The sequence below is a fragment of the Sediminibacterium salmoneum NBRC 103935 genome (assembly GCF_000511175.1).
GTDB lineage: Bacteria > Bacteroidota > Bacteroidia > Chitinophagales > Chitinophagaceae > Sediminibacterium > Sediminibacterium salmoneum.
In genome coordinates, this window is the sequence record NZ_KI866530.1 from 796,483 (window position 1) to 821,885 (window position 25,403).

A 25,403-nucleotide genomic window follows, 5' to 3' on the forward strand; every position below is an offset into this window, starting at 1 on the left:
ATATTTACTTCCTTATTTATATTGACTAACGAAATGCTTCAATTTTTGCAGCTTTATGCAACAAATTGCTGTCTATGAAACAAACACTGTAGTTATGAGAAAACTCGCTTATGTCTGGAGAATTGCATTTTTGCTATTCTTCCTGGTGATGAAAGTCTCTGCACAGGATATTACCGTTACAGGTAATGTTTCCGATTTAGAAAAAGGCTCTCCTTTGGAATCGGTTTCTATCCGTGTAGTAGGCAAATCCACAGCCACCAAAACTGATGCCCGTGGTAATTTTACCATTAAAGCCGCTAAAGGTCAGGTGCTATTAATTACTTCCCTTGGATATGAAACCCAACGGGTAGGGGTTAAAGATGATCAAAAGATGATCGTTCGCCTGAAAGCAGAATCTTCCGAACTGGAAGATGTTGTAGTGGTAGCCATGGACCAGAAGAGAAAGCCCAGAGAATTGGGTTATTCTACTCAACAGGTTAAGGGTGCAGAATTACAGGAAACACAGCGTGATAACTTTGTAAACAGTTTACAGGGAAGAGTAGCGGGTTTAACCGTTAACCCAACTTCCGGAACCGTGGGCGCTTCTTCTCAGATTGTATTGCGTGGTTTTAACTCTCTGTCTTTAAGCAACCAGCCTTTGTTTGTGGTAGATGGTGTTATCATGGATAACTCTTCTTTTGACGAAACTTCTGATGGAGGTAGAAGTGTAGGTTTGGCTTCTGACAGACCCAACAGAGGAAGTGACTACACCAACCGTATTTCCGACTTGAACCCTAACGATATTGAGAACGTAACTGTTCTAAAAGGACCTGAGGCAACTGCGCTATACGGTAGCCAGGCAAGTTCGGGTGCCATTGTAATCACTACCAGAAAAGCAAAGACCAGCAAATTGGCTGTTCAATATGACAATTCTTTTAGAGTGCAGGTGTTGAACAGATTCCCACCCATGTTTGATGGCTATACCAACGGTACCAATAATCAACCGAGTAATATCTTTCGATATTTTGGTCCGGCTTATCCTTCAGGAACCAGATTGTATGACAATATTGGAGCTTTCTTCAGAAATGGTAAATCACAAACCCATAACCTGGGGGTAGACTTCGGAATCAAAAAGTCAATTTTCCGTTTTTCTGCTTCTTATTTAAAACAAGAAGGGGTTGTGCCTAACAACGATCAGGAAAAAATCAACCTTAGCTTACGTAACACTACCAAGATTGGTAAGTGGATTGAAATTACTCCTTCTATTGCCTATACCAGAACCAATACCGCAAAAGTATTGCGCTCCGCAGGTGGTTACTTGATTGGTTTGATGCAATTCCCCAATACAGTAGATGTTAGCAAATTTGAAGACGATGGCGGTAACAAATTACCTTTGTTCTCTGCCAATGCCAATGCAGAAGTAGACAACCCATTATGGAATGTTCAGAACAACAGAGGCCGCGATCAGACAGACCGCTTATTTACCTCTTTGGGTATTAACCTGAATCCAACCAGCTGGTTAAGCATCACTGGTCGATTTGGATATGATACTTATAAGACCATTGGTTATCAGAATTACCATCCACAATCTTTCTTTGTAACAACTGCCTTAAGAGGTTCACAAGACAACTTCTGGAACACCTATAAAGGATATAACCATACCATTAACGCTACTGCCAAGAAAACCTTTGGCGATTTCAGTGTACGTGCCATGGCAGGTACCATGTGGCAGGATTACAGGACTGAAGTGTATGCCGTAAGTGGAAACAATGTTGCTGATCCTAACAGAACCGACTCTAATAATACTGCACCAAATACTAGAGTTCGTTTGTTAAGAAATAATTATGGAGAACCCAATTTACGTGTAATCAGACAGATTGCTTACTTCGGTGAATTGGCATTGAGTTATAAGAATTTATTGTTCTTTAACTATTCTCACCGTTTTGAATCTGCTTCTACTTTACCGGCTGCTAACAGAAACTATAACTATCCTGGTTTAAGTTTAAGTGCAATCATGACTGATATCTTACCCGGTTTGAAGAAGGGTGGTGTGTTGAATTACTGGAAATTGCGGGGATCTATGGCGAATACTGCCAGACTGAATTCTGCTTATTCAACACAATCGGTATTTGTAAACAACTTTGGTAGTGCAAACGGACCTGCATATTCCTATGGCTTTACCAATAATAATGCAGATTTAAAACCTGAGCGTCAGAGTACTTATGAAATTGGTACTGAGTTTAAATTTTTCAAAAACAGGTTGAGTGTAGATGCAACCTATTACAACACCTTAACAAAAGGACAAATAGTTGAAAACTTCAGATTGAGCTATGCAACGGGATTTGTACTAAATACCCAGAATGCAGCCAGCACCAGAAACGAAGGTGTTGAAATTGCCATTGATTATCAGGTTACACAGAAAAAAGACTTTGGATGGAATGTTCGTTTGAACTTCAACAAAATGTGGAATGCTGTTGTTGCTTTCCCTCCAAATGTCTCTGAATTTTATATTTCTGATACCTGGCTTTACGGTAATGCACGTGCAAGTATTTTAGGAGTAGGTAGTCCAACAACAGGTATTGCATCTTATGGCTACGCGAGAAACAATGCAGGCCAAATCTTAATCAACCCATCTACAGGTCTTCCTTCTTCAGATAATGTCTTTAAACTAAGAGGCGATCGTAATCCTGCATTTTCATTGGGAATTCAAAACTCCTTTCGCTATAAAAACTGGCGTTTGAGTTTCCTTTGGGATTTGAAAATTGGTGGAGATATCTTCAATGCTACGAAATGATGTTGACAGGTATTGGACGCAGTAACAGAACCATTGATCGTTTTGTGCCACGAGTAATAGACGGGGTATTGAATGATGGTTTTGCCAACTCAGCCAACCCTACCAAAAACACTATTTCTGTAATTCCAGGATACAATGATGCTTATTATACAGCCTCAGCAATGCCAGAGGAAGCATTCATCCAGAAAAACGTAAACTGGTTAAGAATGCGTGATATCACTTTGAGTTATTCATTAACTGAACGTGCATTGAGAAATCTGAATGGCATTAAATCTGCCAGTGTTTTCATCACTGGTAACGATTTATTCCTGATCACCAACTATATGGGTGCTGATCCACAGGTTAGTGGTAATACAGCAGCCACCAGAGGGGTTGGTGCTTTTGGTTTCGACTATGGAACATTGGCCACACCTATTGGAGTAAACTTTGGTGTAAGAGTAGGATTTTAATTTCAAAAACAGTGAACATGAAAAAATCATATATTAATATAAAATCAATAGTAAGCCTTGCAATCGCAGGTTTGCTGTTTTCATCTTGCCAGAAAAAATTAGATGAAGCCTTTCCTAATCCAAATGCTACTGTAAGGGTTCCTGTAGAAACACTTCTACCCGGCATAATCAGCAATATGGGGGGAAGTTCTGCTGCTGCAGGATCGGCCTATGGTACACAAAATGATGGACTATATATTGGACGGTATGTTCAGTTCTGGGCAACCAATACAGCTGGAAATGCATTTGACCAGTTGGCTGGTGCCGGAGTGCCGGGTACAAACGTAGATTTATTTGGTTCCATTTGGGCCATGCATTATTTCGGTATGGGACAGAACCTAAAACGCATGATGGATTGGGCTGCTGAAGAAAAGAAATGGAACTATGTGGGGGTAGGACAAGCAATCTCTGCCTGGAGCTGGTTAACCACTGCTGAAATGTACGGTGATATTATAGTTCGTGAGGCATTTAATCCGGACCAGTTGGTATTTAAATACGATGAACAGTCTTTGGTATACGACACCGTTCGTCAGATTTGCAGAACAGCCATTACCTATCTGAACAATACCAGCGATAATTCAACACAATCAAATTTGGCAATAGGAGATGCCTATTTCTTTAACGGTGACGTAAACAAATGGAAGAAATTTGTTTACGCGGTGATGGCCCGATCTTTCCATCACCTGAGTAATAAAGCATCTTACAATGCAGACTCTGTTATTTTCTATGGCAACCTGGCAATGAATTCCAATGCAGATAATGCGGTTATGCGTTTTGCCAATACAGGTATTACCGGTACTTCCAATTTCTTTGGACCTGTACGTAATAATGTTAATGCTTTAAGGCAAACAGAATATATAGCTAATTTAATGACAGGATTAAATAGTCGTTTTCCTGGAGCTGTAGATCCAAGAGCTGCTTACATTATTCGTGAAAATCCTAATGGAACCTATAAGGGAATTCGTCCGAATTTAGGCGCTAGTGGACTACCTGTAGCAGACCAACCAGCTAATTTCTGGGGTAGTGTTTTTACTTCAACAGCTGCTCCTACATCAGATGCGGACTGCAGATACATTTTCAAAAATGGTTCTCCATTCCCGATAATTACTGCCAGCGAAATTAAATTCATGATTGCGGAAGCACAGTACCGAAAGGGGAACAAAGCCGCTGCCAGAGCTGCTTATATTGATGGTATCCGTTTGAATTTTGACATGTTGATTAATGACTATGGATCAGCTGTACCTTCAGCCAGAGCAATTACTATCACTGACAGAGATAATTATCTGGCAAATCCTACAGTTGTTCCTGCAGCCAATGATTTAACCTTGTCTCATATTATGTTGCAGAAATACATTGCTTTGTATGGACATGGAATTCAGGAAACCTGGACAGATTTAAGAAGATTTCACTACACTGATATTGAAGCGGGTCAGACTACACCTGTTTACGCTGATTTTGTAGTTCCGACAGGCATTAATCTTTATATTAACAATAATGGGAAACTGCCATACAGAGCAAGACCTCGTTTTAATTCAGAGTATTTATATAATGTTGCTGAGTTAAATAGACTTGGAGCTTTGGCATTGGATTATCATACAGTAGAACAGTGGTTCTCTAAACCTTAATTACTCCCGTTAAAATGAAAATTATGAAAATGAAATTTTTTTATATCATAGCAGTAGCCGGTTTATTCGCTGCATGTACCAAGAACTTTGATGGTCGTACCAGTGAATCTGTGGGAACTACAAACAAATCATTTATCCGCATCATGCCAGGTAGCATGGGTGCTGCCAGAAATTTTGCCACTTTAGACGGGGTTCAATTAAATGGAACTGCTTTGGCAATGGGTGGAATATTCCCCGGAGCTGCAACGGTTACTGCATTTGCAACCATTACTCCGGGTGCGCGTACCATTCGTATTTATGACAGTGCAGCCATTCCGGCTCAAACTCCCGTAAGCATATCTGCAACATTCGAAGAAGGAAAGTTCTATTCGGTTTATACCTATGATACCAGCAATGCGGTAAAAGCCATTATCAAGAATGATGTGTTTACCATTCCTGCTGATACAACTGCCAGTGTGAAATTCGTAAACATGATTTCCAGCACATCAGCAGTTCCGAATGTGGATTTATACTCAAGAAGAAAAAGAGCCAATATTGCCTCCAATATTGCCGTATTGGGAGAATCATCTTACACTCCACATATCAGTGGTCTTACTGATACACTGGAAGTAAGAGCAACCGGAACCACTACTGCATTGGCACTGGTAAACGGTTTTACCTTTAACTCAAAAAGAGTATATAATGTGGTATTCAGAGGTCGCTATCAGGCAACTTCCGGTACAATGTCAAGAGGTATAACCGTAATGGCCACCTATTAATTCAAAGCTTCAAATGTCTATCATGAAAAAATATATCGTATACATTGCCGGTTTGTTCTCCGTGCTGTTTTTTCTGGTTGTGCAAAAGATCCTGTTAATCCTGGATATGCTCAATACATGTTTATCAATGCAGCACCGGACGTTGCAGCTGGCTTAGATTTCTTTGTAGGCGATTTAAAGCAGAATATTCTGCCCATCGCTTTCGGCTCCAATACCATTTATAATAGTACCACACCAGGTAACAAAGATATTACCGTTCGCATGGCAGGTTTACCTACCATATTTTCAACTGGTAAATTCAGTGTTTCAGATTTGCGCGATCAACCCGCCAGATACACATTGATTGCTGCCAATAAATTAGAGAATGCTGAGTTACTTTGGTTTCAGGATAACTTAACAACACCAGCTTCCGGAAAAGCGCATTTAAGAATTATTCATGCCAGTGGAGATGCTCCTGCAGTAAACGCTTTTGTGGGAACAGCTACAACTCCATTGTATGGATCTGCTGTTAGTTACAGAGGTGCTTCCAGTTTTGTTGCACTAGATGCAACTTTATTGGGAACTGCTTATAGTATCCAAATTAGAAATGCGGCTACCAATGCACTTATCAGAACGCAAACCATGACAGCTGTTTCGGGGAAAATTTACACAATCATTATTCGTGGTTCTGTAACTCCATCTCCATGGTTAACGGCTAATACGGTTTCCTCAACATTGGTTGCAAATAACTAAACAGATATAAGGTGGATGATTGCAGTTAGCAGATTCTATCTTACCATCAAATCATAAAAAATCCCGGTTGCATAAAGCAATCGGGATTTTTTATTTTACAAGCCAGTAAATGCCCAAACAGAGGAGTAGACTAATGAATGCAACCAACGGAAATTGTAATCGATTCCATTGGGCTTCCAATGCTTGTTCCTTTGCAGCTGAATCTATCTTTTTTATTTGATCCGGATTGGTAAAGCACTGTTTTAATATTTGTAAAAACGGCTCAGATTCACGATAGGGTAGAAAGGACAAACAATAAAGCTGTCTAACTAAAATATCATCCTGGTCTTCTTTAGTAGCTATTTGGATAGCAGGCAGTACATGCGGCATGCCGAATGCATAATTGAATTTCCATTTGATTCTGTCGTAATTCAGAAATCGAATATCTGCTTGTTTCATCTCTTTCTCAAAGGCAAAAAAATAATGCATGATTTCAGAGACCTGTAATAAAGCTGGTGCTATAACAGCATGATTTTTCTGAAGTGAAACACTGCGGTCGTATTGTTGTTTCGTTGAAGCATTACCTAATACTTCGTATGCTTTTTTAATTTGCTTGAATTGTTCCGTATGCAATGGATGCTGATTTTTATCAGGATGATACTGATGGGCCAGTTTTCGAAAGGCAGTTTTAATTTCAGCAGCTGATGCACTGTTTTGTACTCTTAAAATAGCATACCAATTGGGTTCTGTCATTGCTTGCTAATTTATGCAGGCTCCTCCGGATGATTTTCAAAACTGATATCATCGCTGTCTAATAATTCCCTTTCAATTTCTTCCATCTGAACAATATCCCATGCTTCAGATTCAGTAGGAGTGATATTCCATATTTCCAGAAGACCTTGCTGGTCAAGTGCCTGCTCCAGATTCTCATCTATATTGCAAACCACAAATGAGGCATTTTTTTCATAAAAAAGTTGTTGCACTTCAGTAAGAGATTCTGCCACTTCAGCATCTATCTGATTAACTCCGGATAAATTCAAAATCAGGTTCTTGGGTTGAGAATTCAGTACATTTCTGCAATTTTCCAGAAGTGTTTCTGACATATTTGCAGAAATATGGGTTGTTTCGGGGTTTAACACCGTGAATTTTTCCTTGGTATCAATTTTGACATTTAGCATATATGCGGCATATTAACATTCTGTGTACAAATCCTGCACAACTTCACTCAAAAATATTCGTTATAATTGTATAAATCCAAATAAGATATGGATAATAATTTTTCAGCACAGGTTAAAGAGATCATTTCTTTCAGTAGGGAAGAGGCGCTCAGATTAGGAAATGACTTTATTGGAACCGAACATTTGTTACTCGGATTAATCAGGGACGGGGATAATACAGCCATTAAAGTATTAAAACAACTGAATGTTGATCTCTACGAACTTCGAAAGGAAGTAGAATTGGCCGTAAAAGACAAAACCGGTAAAAATATTGCCAATATCAATAGTTTACCCTTAACCAAACAGGCAGAAAAAGTAATCAGGGTAACTGTTCTGGAGGCCAAAGCGTTAAAAAGTCCTTTGGTAGAAACAGAGCACCTAATGCTTAGTATTCTTAAAAACAAGGAAAACATCGCTACTCAGATTCTGAATCAATTCGAAATAGACTACGATATATTCCGCAATGAGCTGGGTATGGTCGGCAGTTCTAATCCATCCCCTAGAAGTGAATTTCCGGAAGATGGAGATGATGACTATGATGAAGAAAAAAAGGGTGGTTTTCAACCTTCAAAATCAGGTAAGCCGGCAGTAGGCGGGGCAAAAAGCAAAACCCCGGTATTGGATAATTTCGGAAGAGATATTACCAAGCTGGCAGAAGCAGGGAACCTGGATCCCATTGTAGGCCGTGAAGCAGAAATAGAAAGAGTAAGTCAGATTTTAAGTCGTCGTAAGAAAAACAATCCTATTCTTATAGGTGAACCAGGGGTGGGTAAAACTGCCATAGTAGAAGGGTTGGCTTTAAGAATTGTACAGCGCAAAGTTAGCAGGGTATTGTTCGACAAAAGAGTAATTTCCCTTGACCTGGCCGCGCTGGTTGCAGGTACAAAATACAGAGGCCAGTTCGAAGAAAGAATGAAAGCCATCATGAATGAATTAGAGAAAAACAGAGATGTGATTCTTTTCATTGATGAAATTCATACCATTGTAGGTGCAGGTGGAGCCAGTGGTTCACTGGATGCTTCCAATATCTTTAAACCTGCATTGGCAAGAGGAGAATTGCAATGCATTGGTGCTTCTACACTGGATGAATACAGAATGTACATTGAGAAAGACGGTGCATTAGACAGACGTTTTCAGAAAGTTCTGATTGAACCACCTAGTGTAGATGAAACCATTCAGATTCTTAATAATATCAAATCTAAATACGAAGAGTTTCATAATGTGCACTATGGCGATGATGCCATTGATGCCTGCGTGAAACTGAGTGATCGGTACATGACTGACCGACTGCTTCCAGACAAAGCCATTGATGTAATGGATGAAGTAGGGGCCAGGGTTCACTTGAAGAATATCAATGTACCAGAAACTATTGTTGCGCTGGAAAAGAAAATTGAGGAAGTAAAGCTGGAGAAAAATAAGGTAGTGAAAAGCCAGCGTTTTGAAGAAGCCGCTTCTTTAAGAGATACGGAAAAGAAACTGGGAGAAGAGCTTGAAAGAGCTAAAGCGCAGTGGGAGGAAGAAAGCAAGAATAAAAGATATCCAATAACAGAAGAGCATATTGCTGAAGTTATTTCCATGATGACAGGTATTCCTGTTAAAAGAATGGTGGAAGCAGAAACCGAGAAACTACGCCGCATGAACGATGATATGCGCGGCATGGTAATTGGTCAGGATGAAGCCATTCAAAAAGTAGTTCGTGCCATACAGCGCAACAGAGTTGGTTTAAAAGACCCGAAAAAGCCAATTGGTACCTTTATATTCCTGGGGCCAACCGGAGTTGGTAAGACCGAATTGGCGCGTTCTCTGGCGCGATATATGTTCGATTCTGAAGAATCATTAATCAGAATTGACATGAGTGAATACATGGAGAAATTTACGGTTAGCCGTTTAATTGGTGCACCTCCCGGATATGTTGGATATGAAGAAGGAGGACAGTTAACAGAGAAAGTAAGAAGAAAGCCATATTCTGTTATTTTATTGGATGAAATTGAAAAAGCGCATCCAGACATCTACAATATTCTTTTGCAGGTATTAGACGACGGTCAATTGACAGATGGATTGGGAAGAAAAGTAGACTTTAAGAATACACTTATCATCATGACTTCTAATATTGGCGTTCGCCAGTTAAAAGAATTTGGCGATGGAGTTGGATTTGCAACTGCTACACGTATTCAGAATGCCGAAGAGAACAGCAAAGCCGTAATTGAAAAAGCATTAAAGAAAACTTTCTCTCCTGAATTTCTTAACAGAATTGATGATGTGGTAGTATTTAATTCTTTAACCAAAGAAAACATTTTCAACATCATCGACATCCTAATGAAAGGGGTATCTAAACGTCTTCAGAATTTAGGATTTGAATTGGAATTAACTACTGCTGCCAAAGAGTTTATAGCAGACAAAGGATATGATGTTCAGTTTGGTGCAAGACCCTTACACAGAGCTATTCAGAAGTACCTTGAAGATCCGTTGGCAGAAGAGATTATGAAAATGTCTATCAAGCAAGGAGATGTATTAGTGGCCGATTTTAATACAGAAACCGCTTTACTGGAATTCACATTTAAATCGCGTCAGCCCGAAGAAGCCAACACGAATTCTTAGCAGAAATAAAACTGGTTTAGTTCAGTTGTGATATACAAAAAGCCCGATACCAATTATAGTACCGGGCTTTTTTATTTTAAAATTTTAGCATTGAGCTTCATCATGAAAAACATTGCAGCCAGGTAAAACAAATTACCTGGAACTACCCCAACGATAACTGGCAATCCGAATGCCTGCAAGATCCAGCACCCGGTCTACAACTGTAGCCGCCACTTCTTCGATGGTTTTCGGCTTGCTGTAAAATGAGGGTGTAGCTGGGCAGATGATTCCACCCGCCAACGTAATGGTTTCCATGTTTTTAATATGAATCAGGTTATAGGGGGTTTCCCTAGCTACCAGAATCAGTTTTCTTCTTTCTTTAAGAATAACATCTGCAGCCCTTGTAATTAAGTCGTCACTGATGCCTGCTGCTATTCTACCCATGGTGCCCATACTACAGGGAACAACAATCATGGTATTGTACTGCGCAGAACCGGAAGCAAAAGGGGCATAAAAGTCCTGCTTTCCATAAAATGTGAAAGAATAGTCAGCATAGGATTTGTCTCCGATTTCGGTTTCCCATACATCCTGCGCATTTTTACTCATAACAATACCTACTGCTTCGTATTGGTCCGGGTTGGCTGCCAACTTATCCAGTATACCTTTGGCATAGATGGATCCACTGGCACCGGTTATGGCTATGACTATTTTATGCTTCATACTTACTTAACAAAGCTAGGGAGGAAAGGTTAAAAAAATACCCTCCTGTTTCGGGAGGGTATTTTGCATGCATTAATTAAATCTATTTATACATGATTTCATAGTACTCATGTGCCATTCTGTTACTATCGAACTGGAATCTTACATCACGCATACCATTCTTCATGATTTGTCTCCAGGTATCATGGTCTTCATAATACAATGGAATTATCTGTTGTTCCAGAATTTCGTATGCTTTATTAAGATCGTATTCATCCTGATCATGTGTGGTCATATTTTCATAATCGGCTTTAGGAACCACAAAACCATTATTGCCATGGTTTACGAATTCTGGTATCCATCCATCATCTGTAGAGAAGTTAACAGCTCCATTCATAGCTGCTGTCATACCACTGGTTCCGGATGCTTCTCTGGGCACTCTTGGATTGTTTAACCAAACATCTGCTGCTTGTTTCAAACGTTTACTTAGCGCCAGTTCGTAACCAATAACCACTGCCACATTCTTGTAGTTCTTACTTAAGTGTACCAGATTATTGAACTGCGAAATTGCAGGGTAATCAACCGGATAAGGTTTTCCTGCCCAGATAATCTGTACCGGATACTTAGTATTGCTCAGCATTTTCTCGAAGCGTTCCATGTCGTAGGTAAGCATATCTGCTCGCTTGTAGCCTGCAAATCTTCTTGCCCATACAATGGTTAATACCTTAGGATCAAATACTTTTCCAGTTTGATCGGCCACAATTTCAAATGCACGTTTTTTAAGGAAAGATTTACGATCATCGTATACTTCATCATTACCTTCTTCCATGGCACGATACATTTGTTTGTCGGCCCAATAACGCCAGTTTTGTGCATTGGTAATGGATGTAATAGGACAAATCCCTTCATGGTTCTTCCACATTTCACGGCTTACAACACCATGCAGAGCGGATACCCCGTTTGCTTTTCTGGCAAATCGAAGTGCAGCCAATGAATGATTAAACTGATCGTCGTGCGTCCCCGTTAATTTTCTAACTTCATCAATACTTAGTCCACAGAAATAACTCATTTTATGGCATAGGTATAAATCGTGCTTTTCGTTACCGGCTTCTTCAGGAGTATGGGTAGTAAATACCAGGTGCTCTTTTACTTTTTCAACGCTTTTGAATTTATTCAATAAATAAAAAGCAGAAGAAATACCATGTGCTTCGTTCAGGTGATACACGTCAGGGTTGAAACCCAGCTCATCTATCAGTTTTGCTCCACCCACACCCAACAAAATAAATTGTGCAACCTTGGTTGCCACATTGGCATCATATAAGCGGTGTGTAATTGTCTGAGAAACATAATCGTTTTCAGGTAAATCTGTACTTAGTAAAAACAGGGGAGCACTGTTAAAGGTCTCCGGATTTAAATAATACGCTTTCACCCAAACCGGATGCTCGTGAATCAAAATCTGAAACTTAATTCCGGTATCTTCCAGAAAACTGTAAATCTTTTCCATGAAAGTAACCTGTAGGGTCTGGTCCTGGTTTCTGGCCTGATCATAATAGCCATATTTCCATAGTATACCCACTCCAATCATATTTTGACGCAATTCGTATGCGCTGCGTAAATGCGATCCAGCTAAATAACCCAATCCACCACTGTATATTTTTAAAGGCTGATGTATAGCGAACTCCATAGAGAAATACGCAGCTTTCTTAGCGTATTGCTCATTAATTTGATAAGGTACATGATAACTTCTAAAATTCATTGCTGCTTGTTTGGTTTATAATTGATAGGCAATATAAGGCTAAAAAACGATAATGTAAATTTTACACTAACTAACGTTTATTTAGTTTTTCTTTTTAGGATCTTTTTTTCTGGTATATCGGTCATCAAAATAGCATTTGATACCACGATGATTTCCGCAGCTTCCCTGTTCTTTAATTCTGAGTTGATTGGAGGTAAAAATAAAATCAATCAAACAAGGATCTCCATTCTTGGAATAGAGTCCTTCCATGGGTTTAGCTAATTTAAATTCTCCCTTCAGTTCACCTTTGCATGCGCCGTTCGATTTCTCAAATAAAATAAAGAAGAGATAATGATTTTCATCTTTACCATCTCTTACCGATACATAGTTGTTCTTGTCTTTGATATAATCTCCGCTTAGTTTATTTAATCTGGGTAATGTATCCAATGGATTTATAACCGCAGTTTTTGCAGGGTCTTCATTGGAATCATTAATAACTACCATAAAAAAACCAGCATCATTGTAAACCCAGCCGGCCCTTGAAAACAATAATTCATTATTGTTGCCCATTTTTTCCCTGCTGATTAAAAATGTGGGTTCTTTATTAATATTAAGAGACCTGTGATAACCCGACTCTTCTACATTATTTAATAATTCCTTGCTGCCCAGAAATTTGTTTTTATTGTCCGTAACAATTACTGCCAGCCTTTTTTTCTTTTTATTTTCTTTAATTACAAATAGTAAATAATTTTCTTTTTCCTTTTCAATGATTCCTACTGGAGACAGGGTATAAATTTTGGTTTTACCCATTATATTACTCAATGCCGTATCTGGGTAGAACTGCTGAAAGACCTCTTTTGCTATGCTAAGAGTATCCGCATTTTTATCCAGATTGGTATCTGATACACTATAGGGTAAGGAAAGGGGTTTAAACACACTCAGGAAATCCTTTTGGTCCACATTTGTTTTGCCGGATAAATCAATGGGGGCATCTGAACAGGAGCCCAGCAGGCAAATGCAACAGAGGATGATTAATTGATTACGCCACTTCATTCAGAGTATATTTTTATAAAAATAAGTGATTTGAAGTTTGCGGGGGAAAAGTTTGCAAGAAAACGGATCTTTTTTTAGATTTGTCTAAAATAAAATTTAGGCATGTCTTTAACTTCTTCTGAAGAAAACTATATTAAAGCCATTTTTCAGCTTCAGGTGAAAGATGGGATGGTTAGCACCAATGAAGTAGCCGCAGTATTGCAAACATCTGCTGCTTCTGTAACAGATATGCTTAAGAAACTGAAGACCAAGAAATTGCTGGTGTATGAAAAATACAAGGGATTTAAACTAAATGGCGAGGGGAGAAAGCTGGCCTTAATGGTATTAAGAAAACATAGGTTATGGGAAACTTTTCTGGTAAAAATTTTGCATTTTAACTGGGATGAAGTACACGAAGTGGCAGAGCAATTGGAACATATTCAAAGTCAGCAGCTCATTGATCATCTGGATGATTTTTTAGGTAATCCGGCTTTTGATCCACATGGAGACCCCATTCCGGATGCTACTGGTAAAATGCCTTTTCAATCTCAGATGAATCTGAACAAATTTCCTTTTCAAATTAACGGAGAAGTAACTGCAGTAGGTAGTCAGTCGCCTGACATTCTTTCTTTGCTGGAACACAAAAAAATAACCATTGGTGCCCGAATAAAAGTTTTGCAGCGTTTTGCCTTTGACAACTCATTTGAAATCCAAATTAACAATAAAGAGCAGGCTCATATTAGTGCTCAGCTGGCTGAACAGATTTATGTAAAAAAATTATAGCATGAGAGTTAGTAATGCAGAACAATCGCTTAGCGAAGTTCATGAAACTGTTGACACGACTGTACCCAGAAAAGGGTGGAAGCGGATACTTGCCTATATTGGCCCAGCTTATCTGGTAAGTGTAGGATATATGGATCCCGGCAACTGGGCCACTGATTTACAGGGTGGGGCCAAGTTCGGGTATCAGCTTATCTGGGTGCTATTGATGAGTAATCTGATGGCACTATTGCTTCAAAGTTTAAGTGCCAGATTGGGTATTGTAAGGAGAAGAGACCTGGCTCAGGCCAACAGAGAAACCTATCCGCCCTTTGTTAATTTCTGCCTTTATGTACTGGCAGAATTGGCCATTGCAGCCTGCGATCTGGCCGAAGTGTTGGGTATGGCAATTGGTATTCATTTACTCACAGGTTTACCCATTTTATGGGGAACAATCATTACGGTATTAGACACTTTTCTCTTTTTATTTCTACAACGTTGGGGAATAAGAAAACTGGAAGCTTTTATTATTGCACTTGTGGCCATTATTGGAGCTTCCTTTCTAGTACAGATATTGATTGCCCAACCTGCAGTTGGTGATGTGGTAGGAGGATTAGTACCGGGTATGTTGCACGATGGCGCCTTATATATTGCCGTAGGTATTATTGGAGCAACTGTAATGCCACATAATCTGTACCTCCACTCGGCATTGGTACAGACCAGAAAAATTAATCCGGATAAAAAGGGGATTAAAACCGCATTGAAATACAACCTGATAGACAGTACCATTGCCCTCAATGCCGCTTTTCTGGTGAACACGGCCATTCTGGTACTGGCCGCAACCGTGTTTTACAAGACAGGCAATACAGAAGTTGCCAAAATTCAGGAAGCTCATCATTTATTAGAACCTCTTTTGGGATCATCTATTGCTCCGGTACTGTTTGCCATTGCCTTAATTGCTGCTGGCCAGAGTTCAACCGTGACCGGAACCATGGCAGGACAGATAGTAATGGAGGGATATTTGCATTTAAGAATCAATCCATGGTTACGTCGTTTATTAACCAGACTAATTGCCATAGTACCTGCTCTGTTGGTCATTATGATTTATGGGGACGAAAAAGTGGATGATCTATTGATTTTCAGTCAGGTTATCTTAAGTATTCAATTGGGATTTGCCGTAATTCCATTGATCCATTTTGTGAGTGACAAGACTACCATGGGAGATTTCGTTATTGGAAAGAAGACGCAGATTCTTGCCTGGCTGGTAGCATTAATCCTGGTTTTTCTTAACGTAAATCTGGTTGTAGAGGAAGTGTCCGCCTTATTTCACAGCGGTGTTTCCTTTTGGGTGAAAACCGCAGTTATAGTAGCCATTCTGGGATTTATCTGGTTGTTTTTAATGATGACCTTTTATCCAATCGCTTCAAAAAAGCGAAGACTGGCCAAAGATACTTTGTACGGAGATGCCATGCAATTGGATAATCTGGAAGTAAAGAAAATCCAAAAAATTGCCATTGCCCTTGACTTTACCAATGCAGATGAAAAACTCATTGCCCACGCCTTGTCTCAAGGCAACGAGATTGTATCGTACCAGCTGATTCATATTGTTGAAAGTGTGTCTGCAAGATATTCCAAAGACTCAAGTGACGACGCTGAAACCAGAAAGGACAAGGAAAGATTACAGAATTATGTTGACCAGCTAAGATCCAAAGGGCTGAATGCTAGCGGACATGTAGGATATACCCATAGGGTAACTGAGATTGTTCGACTGGTGGAAGAATTGGGTTCAGATATGCTGGTTATGGGAGCTCATAGGCATAGCGGATTAAAAGACTATATATTTGGAGAGACTATTGAGGACGTAAGGCATAAACTGACCATTCCTGTTCTAATTGTGAATGTTTCTTAAAACCAGATTCCCCAATAAATAATATATTTGCCGACTGAATACATCAAAAACAGAAACTATGGCCCAAAAAATTAAAGTTGCCAATCCGGTAGTAGAATTGGATGGAGATGAAATGACAAGAATTATTTGGAAGTTCATTAAAGACAAATTGATTTTACCCTATCTAGATTTAGATATTAAGTACTACGACTTAGGTATGGAATACCGCGATGAAACCAATGATCAGGTTACTATTGATGCGGCAAATGCAATTAAGCAATATGGCGTTGGAATTAAATGCGCTACCATTACACCAGACGAACAACGTGTAAAAGAATTCAATCTGAAACAAATGTGGAAGAGCCCTAACGGAACTATCCGAAATATTCTGGATGGTACCGTTTTCAGAGAACCCATCGTTTGTTCAAACGTACCCAGATTGGTACCTAACTGGACAGCCCCTATTTGTATTGGCCGTCATGCATTTGGAGACCAGTATCGTGCTACTGATTTTGTTACAAAAGGCAAAGGAAAACTAACTGTAAAATTTGAAGGAGAGGACGGAACTGTTCAGGAGTTTGAAGTGTATAATTTCAAAGGTGATGGCGTGGCTTTAGCTATGTACAATACCGATGAGAGTATCAAAGGGTTTGCGCGCGCTTGTTTTAATCAGGCTTTAATTAAGAAATGGCCTTTGTATTTATCTACAAAGAATACTATTTTAAAGAAATACGACGGTCGCTTCAAGGATATTTTTGAAGAGATTTATCAAAATGAGTTCAAACAATCATTCACTGAAGCCGGTATTACCTATGAACATCGTTTAATTGATGATATGGTTGCTTCTGCTTTAAAATGGAACGGCAATTTTGTTTGGGCATGTAAAAACTACGACGGAGACGTTCAAAGTGATACGGTTGCTCAGGGATTTGGCTCTTTAGGCTTAATGACTTCTACACTAGTTACTCCTGATGGAAAAGTAATGGAAGCAGAAGCAGCCCACGGAACCGTTACCAGACATTACAGAGAACACCAAAAAGGAAATCGCACTTCAACCAATCCAATCGCATCTATTTTTGCATGGACTCGTGGTTTGGAATTCAGAGGTAAGCTAGATAGCAATCAGGATTTAATTAACTTCTGCCAAACGCTTGAAAAAGTATGTGTGGATGTAGTTGAATCCGGAAAAATGACCAAAGACCTAGCGGTATGTATTTACGGTAATAAGGTAAATCATGGTGAACATTATTTGTATACAGAAGAATTCTTAGACGCAATTGATGCTGAATTAAGCAAGCGTTTAGCAAAATAATTCATTGGTTCACCCCAATAAAAATCCCGGAAGTAGTTTTTACTTGCCGGGATTTTTTATTAGACTGCAATAAGCAGTGTATTCTCTTAACTAAGACACTTCTACCCAGGTATGGTCGGCTAATAATTTTACAGAAGATACAAATTGTTTAAAAGGTCCGCTAGCGCCCCATTCCTGAGGTGCTACCAATGAAAGGATATGTGAGCTATCTCTTTTCTCATATAAATGATAAACCTGACCAATTTGAGGTTTAAAATTCAGTTTGGCTTCATATATCATCATACTCAGTTCCTTGCGTTTCCGAATCTCCTGGGCCTGACGTGCCAGTAATTCAATCTGCTGCCTTATCTGGTCTAATTGCATATTAGTCTGGTCTTCCATAGCACTTAATGCTTTATGCTTAATAACCCCTTCTTTGGTTGGCCTTATGGCAACTCCGGCTACAGAAGATGAATAGGGTAACACACTTAACTGCTTATGGTATAATTCTATATTCCGATAGTTTTTTCCCTTCTCATCCGTTCCTTCCTGGGTAATCCGCATATATCCGTTTGGCAGAATCTCATGAGTTACAACCAATACAGTAAGTGCGTTTTTATAAAAAACAACAGAGAGTGTTGAGGAATTAACAATTACAGATTTAATTTCATCAGCAAGTTGATTGTCTTCCAGCTTTTGCAAAGAATCATTTGGAAAAACCTTATACTGAGTGTAGAATGCTTCATTATCAAGACTAACCCAGTTAATACTGAAGCTTAATGCCTGACCATTTTCTATGCTTTCTATTTTATAGTTGCCACTTTTAGGCGCAATTCCCTTCTGGAAATCACACTTTTCAGGAAACAACTGCCAGCTGGCCAGAAAATTATACGCTTGTACCATGATGCCCCTTATTCTACAGTAAAACCAAAATTCAGATTACCCCAAAGTATTTGTACCATTCCATTACCACTGATACTGTAAATCAGTTTTTCTGCAGATTCCGAATTGGTAGCAAGCTTTGCTTCAACACGTAATGCATCTTCTGCTTCTTTGTATTGAAATGCGCCCCACTGTTTCCAGATCTTATTGAAAATAACGGTTGCGCCAGATTCTTTTTGTAGCAGGAAGAGTGCGTATTTACCTGCGGGCAAAGTATTCCCGTTAATTTTAAGATCCTTTGAAGTTTCAAAAACAGTTGCATCATTGGCACCTGCACGCCATATTTTGTTTAGCATTGGCTCCACGTCTTTTCCTGGTGTTCTGCCTTTTAATGAAGGCTGACCATATTTAATGGAGATTTCTGCTCCATTTTCAAGTTTCGCTTTCACTTCGGTAGCCGGACTTGGCTTAGGATTGTTTTGGGCAAAGCCAAAAGCACTGATAAGCGCAAGACTTGCCACGAATAGTAATTTTTTCATGATAATTGTTTAACATTAAATAATACAAATAGTTCAGTCTAATTTACAACAACAAAGTCAGGTTTTTGAATTAGTGTTGTTTGATAGCGGAACCTTAAATTAGTTGAAAGACTTATATTCCAGGGGCTCATGGATTCAACAACTTTGGGGAAGAAATAAGCTTTAAGTTCAATGGTGCCAAAAACCAGGTTTTCATTACGGGTTCTTACTCCGCTTCCGAAAGCACTGTACAAAGCTCCATTTTCTGGGTCTGAAGCAGAAAGCTTTAAATAAGTTAAATTAGAAAATACAAATGGAGCAAAATTAAAACCAGCCAGTTTAAAAGTATTATAAAACACCGTTTCAGCATTAACCGTAATTCTTGCTGTACCATCTATTCTTGTATTTCTGATTCGGGGAATTCCGAAAATACTGGACACCCTCAACGGATCATTTAAGCGGATAAATTTTTGTACAGTAATGCTCCCGCTAATAAAGTGTCGCATAAACCAGTTTTTACTTTTCAACTGTTTTAATGGAGTAATTAATTCCAGGCTGGTTAAAGCAGACAAATCCTCTGGTTTATGCTGATTGATGTATCCGCCCGCTTTTATGGTATAATTTAAAAAGGCCTTTTTTGAATTGAAATAACTTCGCTGGTATTCTGCACCAAAATACATTCTGGAAATATCCTGTCTGTCTGCCCATCCTCCGGTGAAAGTTAAACTGAAGCCTTCCGGTAAATCCTCATTTCTTCCGAAACCGTAAATAAAATTGGTATGGTAGAAATCTCTTTCGAACATGGTATAGGAAAACAACACTCCTGTAATATCATTGTAACGGCTATCGTAAATAAACTTCAGCGTGTCGGGCCTTTCCGTAAAATACCTGTGAACTATCCGGCCCGAGAGAATGCTTCTTTTTCTTATACCTAAATTATCCAGCATTCTTTCTTTTGCTCCTAAACTATAGCCCAGCCACAAGTCTGCATTATAATATCCGTATTTCAACTGCTGCTGGTATATATTGGCTGCTGTATAACTATTACTTGTATTATTTACAGAGAGTTCAAAGCCTCCTGTATAAGGATGATAGGGGCTTACCAGTGGTAAATCACCTCTTATAAAATAAGCATTTTCTTCTCTTCTTCCTGAGTTAAAAGCAGGATTCTCCGTCTGGAAACCAGCAGCAATATTTAAAAAACTTCCGCCTATATTTCTGGCAAGAAATTCAAATCCGTAACCATATCTGGGACTTCTTTTGGTATCGAAAAACTGTCGAATCCGCATTCGGTTTCCTGAGCCGAAAACATTGTCATTGTTAAGTTCAACATCCAGCAAATTGGTATTAAACTCCGGAACACTACCTCCAATCGGGAATACGTCTTTTACCAAAACCATTACGTCTACTTCATCCTGATTATTCTGAATGGGTATTATAACAATGGTTGCATCCTGAATGAAACTAAGATCTCTCAGATATCTGATATTATCTGAAAACAAGTCTGGATCTACTCTTTCTCCAGCCTTGAAAAATAAATTTTTTCGAATAACCGGATAACGGGTAGGAGTGTGCAAGGAATTACCTAGCCGGTTTAAATAATTATTTCTGGTAATTGAAGTGTCAGTCAGCAGCTTATTAAAGCCAAGTTTATTTACATAAACATATCTGATAAATTTGCCCTCATAAGGTTCAAAATCAATTGCATTTTTTGTTGCTTCCTGCATAGGAGTGCCCTGAACAGGTATTGGATTATTCACTGAAATAGACTGTACTACTTTATTAAATAATCTTCGGGTTGTTGTAATACTATCCTGAGTCTGATTGTTTCTTTCCTGTGCATAGATTGTGCTGCATACACAAAAAATGCATAAAATCATTGTTATATATCCTTTTTTTAGCATTCTCAACACCTCCATTAGTTCTTCAGTAGAACAATCAAACTGTTTCTTGTAGTGGTACTACTACAAATTACAAATAAGTGCAAATAATTCGTCAGCAACGCATATTTAATTTTAAATTGAGAGTATATAAATGAATTTATTAAATGAAAAGCAATAATCCATTTAAATTATATTCAGGATTAGGGATTTCTATTTTTCTGGTTTTACTCGTTGGGTATTTTTCAATAGACACGCTCAATAAACAAGTAGAAAAGACAACCCATTTAATTAAAATAAAAAAATCAATCAGCGATGTTCAGGATTTGCAATACAATATTGTACAAATGCGCTCAGCCCGTTTTAACTATTGGATAGATGGAAATGAAGGCGATATTACTAATTATGAGCTAACTGCCTCTGCCATAAAACCCATACTTGTAAAATTACACCTGGAATTAACCCAGGATATCAGCCTGAATAATAAAGTCAATTCACTGGATACAGCATTAACTGCACTGAATTTGTATTGGGGTAACAACGGAAAAATTTTATCCGGCCAATCCAGAAATACATTACAGGAAATTGCGGATACAGAGGAAGCTGCTGTTCAAAAAGTCTTGCTTTTAACAGATGAGTTAAAACGTTCCCTGATATTTGAACTGGATGCAACGGAGAATAGTATCAAGGAATCGTTTTCGGTATCAACCAAAATAATCGTTGGGGGTGTTATACTTCTGATAGCAATTGTATTAATACTGGTAAATGCAGTAGTAGCTACGTTAAAGAGCAGATTCAGATCGGAGAGAAGATTAAAGGAGACCGTAGCTAAGATGGAAGATATTAATCAGGTAGCAACGGAAAAAATAAACTGCTGGAAGGGGTTAGCTATATCAATGATCATATTCAAAAATCCAATTCACTTTTTACTTTATCAACCAATGTAATCAGATCGGTTGTTGGCTATCTGGAAGTACCGGCTGGTGTTATCTATATTAAAAACGAAAAATCCAATTCTTTGGAAATGACCGCAGGCGTAGCCATTTCTTCAGATGCAAAAATCGGATTCAGGATAGGAGAAGGTATAATTGGCAATGCAGCCTTGCAGAGAGAGGCAGTTAGTATTTCGGATGTTCCCGGAGATTACTGGCATGTTGAAACCGCATTGGGCGATATGACTGGTAAGGGAGAAATTCTTTGTATGCCCCTTTGGCTGGATAATGAGTTAAAAGGATTAATTGAATTAGGTATTTTTGGTAAGTTCTCTGCACATCAGAAAAATTTACTGGAGAATATTGCCCATAACGTTGCAACCGCAATACAGGCCGAACAGGCAAGAGCAAAGATTAATGATTTGTTGGCAGAAGTGCAAGAGCACAAGGAGAGCCTGGTTAAACAGCAGGAAGAATTAAGACAGACGAATAACGAACTGAGCAGACAGGCAAAAGAATTACAGGAGACAAGCAAATACAAGTCTGAATTTCTTGCCAATATGTCTCACGAACTCAGGACACCTTTGAACAGCGTTTTAATACTGGCCAAATTGCTTGCAGATAACAATCCAAGGAATCTTACAGAAAAGCAAATTGAATACGCTAGTATTATTCACAGATCCGGCTCAGATTTACTGAAGCTTATTAATGATATTCTAGACCTTTCAAAAATTGAAGCAGGTAAAATTGACCTAACCATTGAAGAAACTCAAGTTGATAGTATCATCAGGGATTTACAACAATTGTTTTCGGTAGTTGCTTCACAAAAAAATATAGACTTTACGATCAGTAAAAATCCGTATTTACCCGGCACTGTTAAAACAGATGTTTTAAGGCTTGAACAAATAATAAAGAACCTTTTATCAAATGCGTTTAAGTTTACTCCTGAAAATGGCAAGGTTTCTGTACTTTTCAATGTACTGGAACATCCTGATGGAAAGAGAATCAGTATTCAGGTAAAAGATTCAGGAATTGGAATTTCAGCAGAAAAGCAAAAGTTAATATTCGATGCCTTTCAGCAGGCAGACGGTTCTACAAGCCGGAAATATGGCGGAACCGGATTAGGCTTATCAATTAGCAAGGAATTAGCCAGATTACTTGGGGGTGAAATAATGGTAAGCAGTACAGAAGGTCAAGGAAGCGAATTTACTGTAATTGTTCCTGTTGAAACTTCAGGTCTACAAAATCAGTTTACAGAGGAATTGAAAACAGTAGCTGCACCTGAATTGAGTAATATTCAGGAACAAACAAAAGTGTCCGATGACAGGAACCAGCTTACCGACAATGACGAAGTAATCTTAATTATAGAGGATGATGAAAATTTTGCAACCATTGTAAGGGATTTTGCCAGAAACAAAAACTTTAAAACAATAGTTGCACTAAGCGGGGATGAGGGATTATTCTATTCCAGAAAATATAGGCCCAATGCAATTATACTCGATGTTCAATTACCCATACTGGATGGCTGGTCGCTGCTTAAGATTCTGAAAGATGATCCGGAGACCAAACAAATACCTGTTCATATTATATCTGCATTCGATGACAATCGATTTAATTCAGGGGGAGCACTGGCTTATGTAAAAAAGCCAATTAATCTGGAAGGATTGAATCTTGCATTCAATAAAATCAGCGCTTATATAAAACAAAATTTTAAAAACGTACTATTGGTTTCTCCAGACTACTTCAATGACAATAAAGTTGATTCAATTTTTCAGCAGAAACTAAAATCAGTCAATTTTTACAACGCCAATAGTATTCATGAAGCAAGAACAATTACCGAGAATAAGCATATAGACTGTGTTATTGTAGATTTAGGCAACCAATTGAAATTGGGGATTGAAGCATTACAGGAATGGCGAAGTGTATTACAGAATAAAAAAATACCATTCATATTACTAATAGATAATGATGTACCTGCTGCTGAAGAGGATTTGCTAAAACCTTTTGCTGAAGCAATTATTCGTAATGACCTATCTGTAAACGACAATCTGATTACTGAATTGGACTCCTTTTTATATCAGTTAAAAAGATCAGAGAAAGCAAATGCTCAAAGCTCTGATATCATTTCTGACTTAAAGAATCTAAAGGGTTTCAAAATTCTAATTGTGGATGATGATATGAGAAATGTGTATGCATTAAGTACCGCAATTGAATCAGAACATGCAGATATTATTTCTGCTGCTGACGGAAAAGAATCTTTGGACATGTTAAAACAACATACAGATACCAATTTGGTTTTAATGGATATTATGATGCCTGAAATGGATGGATATGAAGCAATGAAGAGGATAAGAAATGAATTAAATCTTAAAGAATTACCAATTATTGCTTTAACTGCCAAAGCCATGGAAGGAGACAGAGAGAAGTGTATTGCTTCCGGGGCATCCGATTATATAACCAAACCGGTTGATATTCAAAAGCTAATAGCCATGATGAAATCCTGGCTGTCTAAATAAAGATAATAATAATGAATCAGTTGGCTAATAATGATAACTTTTTAATCTTACTGGTAGATGACAGGCCAGAGAACCTGATTGCCCTGGAAGAGATTTTATCTCAGCCAGGAAGATCATTTATAAAGGCAAGTTCAGGTAATGAAGCATTAAAACTGGCTTTAAAACATGAGAATATTGGATTGGTCATGTTAGATGTTCAGATGCCTGAAATGGATGGATTTGAAGTTGCCAGAATGCTTCAGTTAAATAAAAAAACCCAACACCTCTCTATTATATTTGTAACAGCCATTAGCAAAGAAGAACAATTTGTTTTAAAAGGATTTGAAGAGGGAGCGGTTGATTATTTACAAAAGCCATTGGATATTAATATAACCAGGGCTAAAGTAAAAGTATTTGAAAGACTCTATTTTGCGCAGCAGCGTTTAAAGCAAAGTGTATTAGAAACCGAACTGGTTAATAAGCAGCTGGAAAGATTTGTATTTATTGTTTCTCACGATTTAAAATCTCCAGTTGCAACCATTGCCATGCTGGCTGATATGATGCAGAAAGAAGATATCGTTAAAAACGAACCTGAGCTACTGGAGAATACTTCAATCATATACAACTCAGCCTCGCGATTAACCGGAATGATTGAATCTATTTTGGATTATTCCAGAAAAAGCCTGAATGAACAGGTTGTTGAGGAAGTGAATGCATACGAACTTGTGAATGAAATTGTTAAGATGCTTTCATTGAAACCCAATACGCAACTGCATATTGATGAGAATTTGCCAACCTTTCAAACCCGTAAAATTAAATTGCAACAGGTTTTTCAAAATTTATTATCTAATGCCATTAAATACAATAATAATCCCAATCCTGCACTAAACATTGGCCTGCATAGTTCTAATGCAGAGTTTTATACATTTTACGTGAAAGACAATGGACAAGGAATTTCAAGGCAAGATCAAAATAGAATATTCAAATTGTTTGAAACCACCGAAAATAAATCAACCGGGGAATCCAGTACCGGCGTCGGATTAAATTTATTGAAAATGCTGGTGGAAGAACAGGGTGGTAAAATTAAACTGGAAAGTAATCCTGAAACCGGGAGTACTTTTTATTTTGAATGGAGAAAATAAA

The 25,403-nt window shown here is 38.4% G+C and carries 20 protein-coding genes; 12 read left to right on the forward strand and 8 right to left on the reverse strand.

Annotated features, from left to right (window positions below):
- Positions 1–94: 94 nt before the first annotated feature.
- From P767_RS15740 to P767_RS0103945, 5 genes are all read left to right on the forward strand, one after another.
- Positions 95–2,773, forward strand: a complete 2,679-nt coding sequence (locus P767_RS15740; protein WP_172637507.1) for a SusC/RagA family TonB-linked outer membrane protein — start codon at positions 95–97, stop codon at positions 2,771–2,773.
- Positions 2,770–3,222, forward strand: a complete 453-nt coding sequence (locus P767_RS18105) for a hypothetical protein (protein WP_051417084.1) — start codon at positions 2,770–2,772, stop codon at positions 3,220–3,222. Before P767_RS15740 ends, P767_RS18105 begins: the two co-directional genes overlap by 4 nt.
- A gap of 17 nt (positions 3,223–3,239) precedes the next feature.
- Complete coding sequence (locus P767_RS0103935; protein ID WP_037351608.1) at positions 3,240–4,886, forward strand: SusD/RagB family nutrient-binding outer membrane lipoprotein; 1,647 nt, start codon at positions 3,240–3,242, stop codon at positions 4,884–4,886.
- Positions 4,887–4,909: 23 nt separating this feature from the next.
- Entirely contained in the window at positions 4,910–5,644 is a 735-nt protein-coding gene (locus P767_RS0103940) for a DUF4397 domain-containing protein (protein WP_172637508.1), read from the forward strand.
- A gap of 117 nt (positions 5,645–5,761) precedes the next feature.
- Positions 5,762–6,376 (forward strand): DUF4397 domain-containing protein, encoded by a 615-nt coding sequence (locus P767_RS0103945; protein ID WP_026763484.1) that lies wholly within the window; start codon positions 5,762–5,764, stop codon positions 6,374–6,376.
- 90 nt (positions 6,377–6,466) lie between these two features.
- Here the strand turns inward: P767_RS0103945 and P767_RS17470 are convergent, their stop codons facing one another.
- Positions 6,467–7,108 carry a J domain-containing protein gene (locus tag P767_RS17470; RefSeq protein WP_051417086.1) on the reverse strand — a complete coding sequence of 214 codons (642 nt, stop codon included), beginning with the start codon at positions 7,106–7,108 and terminating at the stop codon, positions 6,467–6,469.
- Positions 7,109–7,119: 11 nt separating this feature from the next.
- Positions 7,120–7,533 carry an STAS domain-containing protein gene (locus tag P767_RS0103955; RefSeq protein ID WP_026763485.1) on the reverse strand — a complete coding sequence of 138 codons (414 nt, stop codon included), beginning with the start codon at positions 7,531–7,533 and terminating at the stop codon, positions 7,120–7,122.
- Positions 7,534–7,620: 87 nt separating this feature from the next.
- Here P767_RS0103955 and P767_RS0103960 point away from each other — a divergent pair, with 87 nt between their 5' ends.
- Complete coding sequence (locus P767_RS0103960) at positions 7,621–10,170, forward strand: ATP-dependent Clp protease ATP-binding subunit (RefSeq protein ID WP_026763486.1); 2,550 nt, start codon at positions 7,621–7,623, stop codon at positions 10,168–10,170.
- Positions 10,171–10,302: 132 nt separating this feature from the next.
- Here the strand turns inward: P767_RS0103960 and P767_RS0103965 are convergent, their stop codons facing one another.
- The 3 genes from P767_RS0103965 to P767_RS0103975 form a co-directional block, all read right to left on the reverse strand.
- Positions 10,303–10,869: a UbiX family flavin prenyltransferase gene (locus tag P767_RS0103965; RefSeq protein WP_026763487.1), complete on the reverse strand. Its 567-nt coding sequence runs from the start codon at positions 10,867–10,869 to the stop codon at positions 10,303–10,305.
- Between the two features lie 82 nt (positions 10,870–10,951).
- Positions 10,952–12,604, reverse strand: coding sequence for an alpha-glucan family phosphorylase (glgP, locus tag P767_RS0103970; protein ID WP_026763488.1), 1,653 nt, complete (start codon positions 12,602–12,604; stop codon positions 10,952–10,954).
- A gap of 81 nt (positions 12,605–12,685) precedes the next feature.
- Positions 12,686–13,636, reverse strand: a complete 951-nt coding sequence (locus P767_RS0103975; RefSeq protein ID WP_026763489.1) for a hypothetical protein — start codon at positions 13,634–13,636, stop codon at positions 12,686–12,688.
- Positions 13,637–13,738: 102 nt separating this feature from the next.
- Between P767_RS0103975 and P767_RS0103980 the strand changes: the two genes are divergently transcribed.
- The 3 genes from P767_RS0103980 to P767_RS0103990 are packed head-to-tail and all read left to right on the forward strand — an operon-like array spanning position 13,739 to position 17,574.
- A complete protein-coding gene (locus P767_RS0103980; protein ID WP_026763490.1) occupies positions 13,739–14,398 on the forward strand; it encodes a metal-dependent transcriptional regulator in 660 nt (219 codons plus the stop codon).
- 1 nt (position 14,399) lies between these two features.
- Complete coding sequence (locus P767_RS0103985) at positions 14,400–16,283, forward strand: Nramp family divalent metal transporter (protein WP_026763491.1); 1,884 nt, start codon at positions 14,400–14,402, stop codon at positions 16,281–16,283.
- A gap of 58 nt (positions 16,284–16,341) precedes the next feature.
- Positions 16,342–17,574: an NADP-dependent isocitrate dehydrogenase gene (locus P767_RS0103990; protein ID WP_026763492.1), complete on the forward strand. Its 1,233-nt coding sequence runs from the start codon at positions 16,342–16,344 to the stop codon at positions 17,572–17,574.
- A 90-nt stretch (positions 17,575–17,664) separates the two neighbouring features.
- Here the strand turns inward: P767_RS0103990 and P767_RS18635 are convergent, their stop codons facing one another.
- From P767_RS18635 to P767_RS0104005, 3 genes are read right to left on the reverse strand one after another with little or no spacing between them, the layout of a single operon-like run.
- Positions 17,665–18,456 carry a DUF2452 domain-containing protein gene (locus P767_RS18635; RefSeq protein WP_216593200.1) on the reverse strand — a complete coding sequence of 264 codons (792 nt, stop codon included), beginning with the start codon at positions 18,454–18,456 and terminating at the stop codon, positions 17,665–17,667.
- An 8-nt stretch (positions 18,457–18,464) separates the two neighbouring features.
- Positions 18,465–18,974 (reverse strand): DUF2911 domain-containing protein, encoded by a 510-nt coding sequence (locus P767_RS0104000; RefSeq protein WP_026763493.1) that lies wholly within the window; start codon positions 18,972–18,974, stop codon positions 18,465–18,467.
- Positions 18,975–19,012: 38 nt separating this feature from the next.
- Positions 19,013–20,833: a BamA/TamA family outer membrane protein gene (locus tag P767_RS0104005; RefSeq protein WP_157611355.1), complete on the reverse strand. Its 1,821-nt coding sequence runs from the start codon at positions 20,831–20,833 to the stop codon at positions 19,013–19,015.
- A 167-nt stretch (positions 20,834–21,000) separates the two neighbouring features.
- On the opposite strand from P767_RS0104005, the gene P767_RS0104010 reads away from it, so the two are divergent.
- The 3 genes from P767_RS0104010 to P767_RS0104020 are packed head-to-tail and all read left to right on the forward strand — an operon-like array spanning position 21,001 to position 25,402.
- A complete protein-coding gene (locus tag P767_RS0104010; RefSeq protein WP_026763495.1) occupies positions 21,001–21,780 on the forward strand; it encodes a CHASE3 domain-containing protein in 780 nt (259 codons plus the stop codon).
- A 41-nt stretch (positions 21,781–21,821) separates the two neighbouring features.
- The gene (locus tag P767_RS0104015) at positions 21,822–24,281 is read left to right on the forward strand and encodes a GAF domain-containing hybrid sensor histidine kinase/response regulator (RefSeq protein WP_327248477.1); all 2,460 of its coding nucleotides are present in this window, start codon (positions 21,822–21,824) and stop codon (positions 24,279–24,281) included.
- 11 nt (positions 24,282–24,292) lie between these two features.
- Entirely contained in the window at positions 24,293–25,402 is a 1,110-nt protein-coding gene (locus tag P767_RS0104020) for a sensor histidine kinase (protein WP_026763497.1), read from the forward strand.
- Position 25,403: the final 1 nt, after the last annotated feature.

What these genes read in the sequence shown, in the direction of transcription:
- glgP (WP_026763488.1), bottom strand. Translation starts at nt 12,604, where the DNA reads ATGAATTTTAGAAGTTATCATGTACCTTATCAAATTAATGAGCAATAC.
- P767_RS0103980 (WP_026763490.1), top strand. Translation starts at nt 13,739, where the DNA reads ATGTCTTTAACTTCTTCTGAAGAAAACTATATTAAAGCCATTTTTCAG.
- P767_RS0103965 (WP_026763487.1), bottom strand. Translation starts at nt 10,869, where the DNA reads ATGAAGCATAAAATAGTCATAGCCATAACCGGTGCCAGTGGATCCATC.
- P767_RS0103985 (WP_026763491.1), top strand. Translation starts at nt 14,400, where the DNA reads ATGAGAGTTAGTAATGCAGAACAATCGCTTAGCGAAGTTCATGAAACT.
- P767_RS15740 (WP_172637507.1), top strand. Translation starts at nt 95, where the DNA reads ATGAGAAAACTCGCTTATGTCTGGAGAATTGCATTTTTGCTATTCTTC.
- P767_RS0103940 (WP_172637508.1), top strand. Translation starts at nt 4,910, where the DNA reads ATGAAAATGAAATTTTTTTATATCATAGCAGTAGCCGGTTTATTCGCT.
- P767_RS0103935 (WP_037351608.1), top strand. Translation starts at nt 3,240, where the DNA reads ATGAAAAAATCATATATTAATATAAAATCAATAGTAAGCCTTGCAATC.
- P767_RS0103990 (WP_026763492.1), top strand. Translation starts at nt 16,342, where the DNA reads ATGGCCCAAAAAATTAAAGTTGCCAATCCGGTAGTAGAATTGGATGGA.
- P767_RS0103945 (WP_026763484.1), top strand. Translation starts at nt 5,762, where the DNA reads ATGTTTATCAATGCAGCACCGGACGTTGCAGCTGGCTTAGATTTCTTT.
- P767_RS17470 (WP_051417086.1), bottom strand. Translation starts at nt 7,108, where the DNA reads ATGACAGAACCCAATTGGTATGCTATTTTAAGAGTACAAAACAGTGCA.
- P767_RS18105 (WP_051417084.1), top strand. Translation starts at nt 2,770, where the DNA reads ATGATGTTGACAGGTATTGGACGCAGTAACAGAACCATTGATCGTTTT.
- P767_RS0103975 (WP_026763489.1), bottom strand. Translation starts at nt 13,636, where the DNA reads ATGAAGTGGCGTAATCAATTAATCATCCTCTGTTGCATTTGCCTGCTG.
- P767_RS0103955 (WP_026763485.1), bottom strand. Translation starts at nt 7,533, where the DNA reads ATGCTAAATGTCAAAATTGATACCAAGGAAAAATTCACGGTGTTAAAC.
- P767_RS0104000 (WP_026763493.1), bottom strand. Translation starts at nt 18,974, where the DNA reads ATGAAAAAATTACTATTCGTGGCAAGTCTTGCGCTTATCAGTGCTTTT.
- P767_RS0103960 (WP_026763486.1), top strand. Translation starts at nt 7,621, where the DNA reads ATGGATAATAATTTTTCAGCACAGGTTAAAGAGATCATTTCTTTCAGT.
- P767_RS0104020 (WP_026763497.1), top strand. Translation starts at nt 24,293, where the DNA reads ATGAATCAGTTGGCTAATAATGATAACTTTTTAATCTTACTGGTAGAT.
- P767_RS18635 (WP_216593200.1), bottom strand. Translation starts at nt 18,456, where the DNA reads ATGGTACAAGCGTATAATTTTCTGGCCAGCTGGCAGTTGTTTCCTGAA.
- P767_RS0104010 (WP_026763495.1), top strand. Translation starts at nt 21,001, where the DNA reads ATGAAAAGCAATAATCCATTTAAATTATATTCAGGATTAGGGATTTCT.
- P767_RS0104005 (WP_157611355.1), bottom strand. Translation starts at nt 20,833, where the DNA reads ATGATTTTATGCATTTTTTGTGTATGCAGCACAATCTATGCACAGGAA.